Source organism: uncultured Campylobacter sp., assembly GCF_938045625.1.
Classification (GTDB): domain Bacteria; phylum Campylobacterota; class Campylobacteria; order Campylobacterales; family Campylobacteraceae; genus Campylobacter_A.
The window spans coordinates 1-10,056 of the sequence record NZ_CALIAV010000007.1; the positions used below are offsets into that span (position 1 = coordinate 1).

General features: G+C 48.7%; 8 protein-coding genes. 2 read left to right on the forward strand and 6 right to left on the reverse strand.

Going from position 1 to position 10,056, the window contains the following annotated elements; all coding sequences use genetic code 11:
• From Q0386_RS00490 to Q0386_RS00510, 5 genes are all read right to left on the reverse strand, one after another.
• On the reverse strand, positions 1–185 hold a 185-nt coding region (locus Q0386_RS00490), incomplete at its 3' end, for a hypothetical protein (RefSeq protein ID WP_299025560.1).
• A gap of 50 nt (positions 186–235) precedes the next feature.
• The gene (locus tag Q0386_RS00495; protein ID WP_299025563.1) at positions 236–1,372 is read right to left on the reverse strand and encodes a cytochrome C; all 1,137 of its coding nucleotides are present in this window, start codon (positions 1,370–1,372) and stop codon (positions 236–238) included.
• A gap of 102 nt (positions 1,373–1,474) precedes the next feature.
• Positions 1,475–1,897, reverse strand: coding sequence for a DUF6678 family protein (locus Q0386_RS00500; protein ID WP_299025565.1), 423 nt, complete (start codon positions 1,895–1,897; stop codon positions 1,475–1,477).
• Positions 1,898–2,040: 143 nt separating this feature from the next.
• Positions 2,041–3,876 (reverse strand): glutamine--fructose-6-phosphate transaminase (isomerizing), encoded by a 1,836-nt coding sequence (gene glmS / locus Q0386_RS00505; RefSeq protein ID WP_299025568.1) that lies wholly within the window; start codon positions 3,874–3,876, stop codon positions 2,041–2,043.
• Positions 3,877–3,878: 2 nt separating this feature from the next.
• Entirely contained in the window at positions 3,879–6,335 is a 2,457-nt protein-coding gene (locus Q0386_RS00510; RefSeq protein ID WP_299025571.1) for an HD domain-containing protein, read from the reverse strand.
• A gap of 112 nt (positions 6,336–6,447) precedes the next feature.
• On the opposite strand from Q0386_RS00510, the gene mqnE reads away from it, so the two are divergent.
• Both mqnE and Q0386_RS00520 read left to right on the forward strand, forming a co-directional pair.
• Positions 6,448–7,518, forward strand: a complete 1,071-nt coding sequence (gene mqnE / locus Q0386_RS00515; protein WP_299025574.1) for an aminofutalosine synthase MqnE — start codon at positions 6,448–6,450, stop codon at positions 7,516–7,518.
• 10 nt (positions 7,519–7,528) lie between these two features.
• Positions 7,529–8,947: a GDSL-type esterase/lipase family protein gene (locus Q0386_RS00520; RefSeq protein ID WP_299025578.1), complete on the forward strand. Its 1,419-nt coding sequence runs from the start codon at positions 7,529–7,531 to the stop codon at positions 8,945–8,947.
• Positions 8,948–8,981: 34 nt separating this feature from the next.
• Here the strand turns inward: Q0386_RS00520 and queA are convergent, their stop codons facing one another.
• A complete protein-coding gene (queA, locus tag Q0386_RS00525; protein WP_299025582.1) occupies positions 8,982–10,025 on the reverse strand; it encodes a tRNA preQ1(34) S-adenosylmethionine ribosyltransferase-isomerase QueA in 1,044 nt (347 codons plus the stop codon).
• Positions 10,026–10,056 lie beyond the last annotated feature (31 nt).

The following is a 10,056-nucleotide window of genomic DNA, read 5'->3' on the forward strand; positions in this document are numbered from 1 at the left end:
GCAAGGCAGATGCGAAGCTTCTCGTCGGTCTTTTGCATCGCCTTTTCAAACTCTTTTGCCGCCAGATCGGCCTTGATCTCATCTATCACGCCGCTAAATTCCGCCCAAAATTTATCCACTCTGCCCGCAAAAGTGCTTGGATTTTGCGCTTTTTCAGCCTTTTTACCAAAACTAAATAACCCCATATTTTCTCCTTAAATCAAATTTTATTTACATTATAGCTGATTAACTTGCCTCACGTACACTGAAAGCAGCCGCCCAAAACCTCGCATTTCTCGCAAATTTGCACGTATATGACTCCCTCGCCTTGTATCATCTCGCCAAATGGGATCTGCGCTAGATGTTTCATCGTCCCGTCGCAACTAGGGCAGGTTAGATACTCGGCGTCCTGCACCCACTGCGGATAGCCGCCCACGGTCGTATCAAGCTCGCTAAAGCAGCCGTAAAACGGGGAAACTTCGCCGCCTAGCTTAAATTTCATATCGCACAGTCGCGCCATGTCCTCGTGCGAAAAATAACTCTCCGTAAATCCTTCGCCTTTATAGCTTAGCTCTATCTCGCCGTCTGCGCCTCTCTTGCAAAAGTAAACGACCGAACCGACGCAGGTCGGGCAGCAGCGAAATATCGCGTCGTGCTTTAAATTTAAAAACGCAAGCCGCGGATCGGATGCCTTTAGACGCAACATATCCAGTATCTCGCAGCCGCAAAACTCGCACTTTTGGCCCGTAGGCTCGCCGATCTGTACGGACTCATCCGCGTTTTGGTTTGGGTTTAAATTTGCGTCTTGGCTCGCGATTTTGCCATCTTTTACGCGCACCGCGGTGAGGCACTTTTCAAAAACCAAAGATTTTCGCTCGCCCGTCTCGTCAAACACCCAGCCGCCGATTTTTGCGTAAAATTCGGTACCCACGTAGAGCTTTTTACGCCACGGCCGCGGGTTTTTATACAGCTCGTAAAAAAGCTCGGCCGTCTGCTCGCCGCCCTGCCAGGCAAGCGCGCAAAGTAGGTGATTTAGCACGTTTTTGGAGTTATCCTCTAGCGAGTTTAGTTTTGTTATGAGTGCGTCTCTTACGTCGTCAGGCGCGCCAAAGTAGAGCTCGGGCGGATAGTAGATTTCCTTTGCCGCCGCGGCTCGCGCGATCCTTGGATCGTGGATATCTAGCAGGCTAAAAAGCGCCCAAAAATCATTGCAAATCTCATCCCATTTTTCGATCTCGTCGATTCGGCCCGCTATTTTTAGGATTATCGCCTCTACTTCGTCCGCGTTTAGGTTTAAAATTTCATCCCGCCTCTGCCTTTGGCTGCACGAGTGGCAAATGCCGTCGAAGTAGATCGTGTTTTCGCCGCATTTTGGGCATAGATGAGCGCTCATATTTGCTCCTTTGAGTTTAAAGTTCGTCAAATTTTATCAAATTTTGCCGCATTTGGCGAGCAAGCGCGGCTTTAAATTTGACTCCGTTTGCCTGAGCCAAATTTATCTATATCCGTAAATTTTTAGCCCGCTTTCGTCTATTTCGTAGTCAAATTTACCCGCCTTTGTCATGGCGTCCAGCACCGCTTCAAGCGGATTTGGGATAAAATTTGATGTGAGCTTTTCGGCTCTGTTCATACGCGTTTGTTCGTAAAATTTAGGCACGAAAACCCAGTGTAGATCTTTAAACAAAATAGCTCCGTTGGCGCAGTCGAAATACCCGTCTCCTAAACACCCAAAACCGCAGACGAGCGCGATCTCCTCGTCGCCCGATAGTAGCCTTACGCGCATTTCCTTGCAACCCGAGGCCTCTAAAATTTCGCAGAGCTTGAGCCATTTTGCATCGTTCATCAACGACGTGAGGCGACCCGCCTTTTTATCTAGCCTTTTTTGATAAATTTCATATTTTTCGTTTAAATTTTGCATGATGCTTCCGGGCGCCAATAAATTTGAATTTAAATTTAGAATAAAATTTGATAGAAATTTAGGCGAGTGACTTCTCACCTAAATTTGCAGATTAGGATTAAAAGCGAAATTTAGCGTCGCCCGTCAAATTTCGCCTACTAAATTTACTCCACTGTCACGCTTTTAGCAAGGTTTCGCGGCATATCCACGTCGTTGCCTAGCCTCACGGCGATCTCTAGCGCAAAAAGCTGCAGGATGATCATCATCTCGAAAAACTCGCTCATCGGGTGGGCTTGTTTGCTAGTCTTTATAAAATCGTCGCTAAGCTCGAACTCCTCGGGGCTGATAGCAAGTATATATGCGTCGCGAGCGGCTAGCTCCTCGACGTTGCTTTTGGTTTTTTCGTAGAGTATGGTTTTTGGCATTAGCGCAACCGTAAAGAGCCTCTCGTCGGCAAGCGCGATAGGGCCATGCTTCATCTCGCCAGCAGGATAGCCCTCGGCGTGCAGATAGGAGATCTCTTTGAGCTTTAGCGCGCCTTCTAGCGCCAGCGGATAGAATATATCTCGCCCGATAAAAAAGAAGCCGTGGCCGTGCAAATAGTGCTTTGCTAGGCGTCGGATGCGCTCTTGCGGCTCTTTGCTGATATTTAAAATTTGCGGAACGTGCAGGAGTGCTGCGATCTCGTTTTTTAGCTCGTCTTTGCTTATCGAGGCTTTAGCCTGCGCGATTTGTAGCGCTAGCATCCACAGCGTCACGACCTGCGTCGCGAAGGCTTTGGTGCTGGCTACGCCCTTTTCGATACCCGCGCGAGTTAGCAGCGTGTCGTCCGCTAATCGCACGATCGAGGAGTTATCGACGTTGCAGATAGCTAGCGTCTTTAGTCCTGCTTGCTTGGCGATTTTTAGCGCTTCTAGGGTGTCGGCCGTCTCGCCGCTTTGCGAAATAACGATAAAAAGAGCGTTTTTGTTTAGTTTCGGGCGTCTATAGCGAAATTCGCTCGCGATCTCGACCTTGGCTCTAGTGTCCGATAGTCGCTCGAAAAGGTAGCTAGACGTAAGAGCCGCGTGATAGCTAGTGCCGCACGCGCAAATCACGATATCATCGATATTTTGCAGGTACTCGTTCGTTAAATTTTCAAGACCTACCGCATCCTCTTTGACGCGTCCCATTAGCGTTTCTGAGACTACCGCGCTTTGTTCGTAGATCTCTTTTTCCATGAAAAAGCGGTAACCCTCTTTTTGCGCGTAGCTTTTATCCGCAGGCAGCGCGGCGAAACTCGGGCTTAGTCTTTTTGCGTCTTTAAAAACCGCAATCTCGTCTAGGCTTACAAATCCGTAGCTTTTATCGTCCAGGTAGCACACCTCTTTGGCTAGGCCGATCAGCGGGGCGTCGGAGGAGGCGAAAAATACCTCTTTCTCCTCGCTTTTGCCGATGGCTAGCGGCGCGGCGTCCTTGGCGAAGAAAATTTTGCCAGGAGCCGTTTTGGTGATCAGTAGGGTCGCGTAAGCTCCGTGTAGGCGCGCTACCGTGGCTTCGTATGCTTTAAACGGCTCGCCGATGGTTTTTAAATTTTCCTCAAAAAGATGCACGATGACTTCGGTATCGGTTTGACTGAGGAAGCTAACGCCCTTTGCTTCAAGCTCCTCTTTTAGCTCTTTGTAGTTTTCGATGATGCCGTTATGAACGACGAAAGAGTGCTCGCCCAGGTGCGGGTGAGCGTTGATCTCGGTAGGCTTTCCGTGCGTAGCCCAGCGCGTGTGACCGATCGCGACGCCTTCGCCGCTAGAGCTAAAGCCCTCTGATTTTTTGGCTAAATTTTCAAGCTTGCCGATGGCTTTAAAAAAGGCGATTTCCTGCGCGCATTTATCGCAACCGCCCCCTAGGCTCATCACCGCCATGCCTGCGCTGTCGTAGCCGCGATACTCAAGCTCTTTTAATCCGTTTAAAATAAACTCTCTTTTTTCTCTATTGCCGACGTAACCGACGATTCCGCACATGTTTACTCGCTTTCTAATAATTTTAAAATTTCGCCCAAATCCACGCCCTCGCGCTTTTCGATAAGCAGCAAATTTCGCGTCCTGTTTTTTACGGTTTGGATTCTGGCATTGGCTATTTTTACATCAAATTCCTTAAAAACTCCCAATACGTAAGCCATCAGCCCGCGCTGATCTTTTGCGTTTATGCCCAGCTTTGCGTACTCTTGCGAGTGGTTCGCGTCGAAATTTAGCTCGCCTTTTAGTATTGTCGGGCGATTTATCTGCGCTGAGGCGCCGCTTTTTAGCGAGATCTCGATGAGGTTTTTTAGAGTTTCTAGCTCGCTTGATTTTACGTTTTTGTTAAACTCTAGCTTGACGTAAAATTTACCGTCAAACAGCTCGAAAATCTCCATAAATCCAAGGTCAAGATGCGCCAGAGACGAGAGCAAAACGGCTAAATTTGGATAGTTTTGCGCGTAAATTTCGATGCTCAGGCTTTGATGATTTTGTACCTGCACGCTTAGTTTATCGGCGTTTTGCGCGGCCCAGGCGATAGCGATGATATCTGCTGGTTGGTATTTGGCAAAGAGCAAATTTGACCTGATAGCGAAAATTTTCTCTTTCAAATTTTCGCTTAAGGCCGCAAATTTAGCGTTTCGCCTGATGCTAAGCTCCTTTTTTACGCGCCTTGAAGCTTCATCGAGCAGATTTTCATCCTCAAAGCTTTGCAAGCAAATGCCGTAAAGCTCGCGCAAAAGTCGCGCCAGATATGGCGTATAGAGCTTTTCGTCGGTCGCGTTTATCACGCAATAAGCGACGATGTAGGAGAGTTTTAGCGTTTGCGGGTCGCCTAGTTTTGAGATAAAGCTAAAAATCGTGCGCTGATCATAGATGTCCTCGCGGTTTGCCACGTCGTTCATCAGCGTGTGGTAGCGCACGAGCGTAACGCCGATATTTACAGCCTTTGCACTCAAATTTAGCTTTGCGGCGTAGGCGCGGAAAATATTTGAGCCCACGACCGAGTGATCGCCGCCTAGACCCTTGCCTGCGTCATGCAGCAGCAAGGCCAGCTTTAGCAGCGTTCGCCCCTCGACGCAAAGCTCGTCGTAGAGCGATTTTACGAATTTATCTTTGATATTTTCGGCAAATTTGACGCTTAAAACGCAGTGTTCGCCGACGCTAAATTTATGATAGCCGTCAAATTCGGCCAAATTTACGGCGTGCTCGAGCGGCTTAACTAAAACAGGCAAAATCTCCGCGTCCAAAAGCGCTTTGATGATGCAGTGAGCGTGGTTTCGCATCAAAATTTTTCTAAAAAGCGCGAGCGAATCCTCGGCGTCTTCTTTGCTGATTTGCGCGCGCTTTAGGTAAAAGATCGTCCCAACGTCAAATTTATACTCCGCATCGCCAAGAGCCAAAAGCTGTTTTAGTACGGCATTTAGCGGCCTAGCGCGGACGTGTAGCGGTACGTAAATCGTATTTTCAAACCTATAAAATCCGTTTTTTAGCCGCGCGGCTCGCAGCTCGCTAAATTTAGCCCCGCTTGTAAATTTGCTCCTATAAAAGCTAGAAACCAGATAGCGCGAGAAAACCGCGACCGAGTGCATGCAGGAAAAGAGCTTTTGCGAGATGACGCTGCTGTTTTCTTGCGTCTTTTTGGACTTGGTTTGCATGAGCGCGGTGATCTCGTTTAGCTTTGCGGGGGCAAAAACGTCCGAGCCTAGGGTTAAATTTTGCGCAGATTTTACGCAGAGGATAAAATCTGTCGCCAAATTTAGCGCGCTAAGCTCCTTTTCGTCGATAAATTTTAGAGCCTGCGAGCGCATGCTGATCTCGTTTTCAAAGCCGTTTAGAGCGCAGTTTAGGTAGTAGATGTCGTTCGTGCCGCCCAGGTCGTTTTTTAGATCGGGCTCTTGCTTTATGTTTGGGATCTCGTTAAAAGAGCCTAGGTTTTTGGCGTAAAATTTGAGATTTTCCTGCGCGTTAAACTCGCGAGTTTTATAAATCTCCGATCTAGCGGCCTTGTATAGCGTGCGCGAGCCGCAGATGTAGCGGATACGGCTAAACGCGGCCTTTGCTTTATGGTCGTTTTTGTGCGCTTCGTAAATTTCGTCCAGCTCGCAAATTTTGATATTTAGCTTTAAATTTGAGCCCTCCAGCGCGGCGACTAGCTTTTTTAGGATAAATTTGACGTTAAAGCCCGCGTTTTCTTTAAAGACGAGTAAAACCTCTAAAACCGAGCTCGTGGAGATGAGATTGTCGGCGTATTTTTCGGTAGCGATGACGCAAAACGGGATAAAATCTACATCAGGGTTAAAGTCCGCAAAAATCTCGTCCAAAACCCGCGTGCACAGAGCTTTTATCAGCTCGTCGCTTTGCTTTGCGATGAAATTTGCAAAGCCCTTGCCCTGAAGCTTTTTTAGCTGCGACGCCAAATTTGCACCGCCTAAAACGCCGCTTAAATTTCCTTTTAAAGCCACTTTTTTACCGCCGTCTTTTTGTGTAAATTTTATCCGATGATACTAAAATTTTGCAAAAACAAAGCTTTTTTAACATATAATCGCCGTTTGATATCTATTTTCGGAATAAAATTTGACAAATTTAATAGAAAAACTCCAAAGCGGCGAACGTCTGGACGCGGACGAATGCGCAGGCTTGTACGACCTAGACCTTTTTACGCTGGGTAAATTCGCAAACGCCAAACGGCGGAAACTGCACGGCAAAAAGGTGTTTTTTAACGTAAATCGCCACATAAATCCGACCAATATCTGCGCAGACGTGTGTAAATTTTGCGCGTTTTCCGCAAACCGCAAAAATCCAAACCCATATACGATGAGTCACGATGAGATCCTAAAAATCGTCGAAAAAAGCGTCGCCGGCGGCGCAAAAGAGATACATATCGTCTCGGCGCACAACCCCGATACCTCGTGGCAGTGGTATTTGGAAATTTTTAAAAAAATCAAGGAAAAATACCCGCAAATCCACGTCAAGGCTCTAACAGCGGCGGAGGTTGATTTCCTCTCGCGAAAACACGGCCTTAGCTACGAAGAAGTCGTAGAAAAGATGCTCGAATACGGCGTGGACTCGATGCCTGGCGGCGGAGCGGAGATCTTTGACGAAGAGGTTAGGCGTAAAATCTGCAAAGGCAAGGTGAGCTCGGAAAACTGGCTCAAAATCCACCGCCTTTGGCACGAAAAAGGCAGAGAAAGCAACGCTACGATGCTGTTTGGCCACGTAGAAAGCAGGCAAAACCGCATCGATCATATGCTGCGGATTCGTGATTTGCAGGACAAGACGGGCGGATTTAACGCCTTTATCCCGCTTGTTTATCAGCGCGACAACAACTATCTAAAAGTGGAAAACTATCCCGGCTCGGCCGAAATTTTAAAAACCTTTGCTATCTCGCGCCTGGTGCTCGATAATCTCGCGCACATCAAGGCGTACTGGGCGACTTCGACTATAAATTTGGCTATGGTCGCGCAGGAATTCGGCGCTGATGATCTAGACGGCACGATAGAAAAAGAGAGCATCCAAAGCGCGGCCGGAGCGAAATCGGCAAGCGGTATGAGTCTTAGAAATTTTACCGATCTCATTCAGACTTCGGGCTTTGTTCCCGTCGAGCGAGATAGCTTGTATAACGAACTAAAAATTTACGATAACTAAGGAGGCGGAATTGGATTTTTTTAAACTCAAGCAAAACGGCACTAGCGTAAAGACCGAGTTTAGCGCTACGCCCTCCTGCAAGGTCTCCTCCGCTCCCATTCCATTCTATTATCGCATTACAGCCTATGGAATGTTTGGTGCCGTAACTGCCCCGTCAACACCAATTGCAGCGCCATATTTCATGGCAAAAGCCCCCATTCCAATCTTTCATTATACGGAAGATCATCCTGCAAGCCTCAAGCCCTTTCTGCTCTGGCACAGCATTCCGAATGCCGTTCTCTATGAGGTTGAACTTCTCTCCGCACCGCCGGCACAGGAGGGCGGCACGACGCCATCACCGACGAATCACCTGACGAGTACGCGCAGCGTTTTTACAAACGGCTGGCAGGCTGATCTGCGCTCCTATCAGAACTATGAAAAGATATACTGGCGCGTGCGGGCACTCGGGCTGAAGCTTGAGCCAATCGGAGAATTCTCCCCTGCCGAGGAGCTTTATTTGGATAAGTCCGCAGATGTTCCAAATCGTCCGATCCCAAATACCTACGATCAGATGATGAACTTCCATCAGCCCATCTATCCTGTATATCAATGGATTCCGTTAAACGGCGTAACACGTTATGAGGTCGAACTGCTGACAGAGCCTCCTGCAAAGGAGCACGGTACAGAACCGGATCCAAACCGTGCATGGGCACAGACGATCACGGCCGCCAATGCAGTCTATGATGAATATGCGCGCCCCTATGCGGGCACATATTACTGGCGGGTACGAGGCCTGGACGAGGAGGACAATACCATTGGAACGTGGTCAGATCTCGCCTCATTCACCGTCGATGCTGTGAATGATCGCATCTATGCAGCGGCGCTCGGGGACAGCATCACGCACGGTGGGGGCGCTATATCAAGCTCGCCCGCATTCCTCGAATACAGCTATACAACATACCTGCCGTTCGAATGCCTCAATCTCGGACGTAGCGGCGATACCGCCCATACAACACTGGAGCGTTTTGAGCAGGATGTACTTCCACTGCACCCGGTGAACCTGCTGATCCTGACCGGATCGAACAGTCTGCGCGCCTATGGTGTCACGGCACAGGACATCATTGACGATTTGGATGAACTGCAAAAGAAGTGTCTGAACCACGGCATTCGTCCCATTTTCCTGACGCTCCTGCCGATCAACCCTGAACACATTTCGCTTGCCTTCCACACCGAGACAGATCCATCATGGAAATGGAAGATGATGGCTGTAAACACCTGGATCAGAACGCAGGAATTCTATGTGGACATGGAGCCATATTTCTACGACAAAGAGCGGCGTATTCTGGATCCGCTGCTCTCCACGGATGGTCTGCATCCTGATATCAACGGGAAGCGGATGATGGCGGAAATCATCAATGAGCACCGCGATCTGTTCCGTGAGCTTCCATAAGCAGAAACAACGCGATTTTTCATCGCGTTGTTTTTTATTGTCGTGATTGGATGAGCATGGCATCACCAAAGGAAAAGAAGCGATACGCTTCTGCTACAGCCGTGCGATATGCCTCCAGCGTGAACGCACGCCCCGCAAAGGCGCTGATCAGCATAATGAGGGTAGACTTCGGAAGATGAAAGTTTGTGATTACAGCGTCTACCACTTTGAATTCATATCCCGGATAGATGAATATGTTTGTCCATCCGCTCCCCGCCTCGACAGTCCCCGTAGACGAGGCTGCTGCTTCCAGTGTACGGATGGACGTTGTACCGACAGCAACAACACGTCGCCCCTCTTTTTTTGCCATATGAATGAGTTCTGCGGTCTCTGTTGGAACCGAATAAAACTCACTGTGCATCACATGATCTTCAATGGTATCGACATGAACAGGACGAAATGTGCCAAGCCCGACGTGAAGGGTGATAAAGCCAAATTGGATGCCCTTTCTGCGAAGCTCCTCCATCAGTGACTCTGTAAAGTGCAGCCCCGCTGTCGGCGCTGCAGCCGAGCCTTTCACACGGCTGTATACCGTCTGATATCGCTCCCGATTCTCCAGCTTCTCATGAATGTATGGGGGAAGCGGCATATTGCCCAAGCGATCCAGAATCTCCTCAAAGATGCCGTCGTAGATAAATCGTACGATACGCCCGCCAAAATCCGTATGAGCGACAATCTCGCAGGACAGTTCTTCGCCAAAGTGGACGACGGAGCCGATGCGCATTTTTTTTCCGGGTTTGACCAATGCCTCCCATTGATCTTTATCCATTTGACGCAGGAGAAAGACCTCGACCTTCCCGCCCGTTTGACTGCGCGCACCGATGAGCCGTGCAGGGATGACACGCGTATCGTTGAAGATCAGAACGTCGCCACTTCTTAGAAAATCGCCAAGTTCATAAAAATGCCGATGCTCAATCCTATGCTCATTGGGGTGCAAAACCATAAGGCGTGCGCTGTCACGCGGCTCTAGCGGTATCTGAGCAATACGTTCCTCCGGCAGATCATAGTCAAAATCAGAAATATCCATCTCGTAGTTCACCTGGCCTAGTATAGCTTCTCAAGGGTAACGT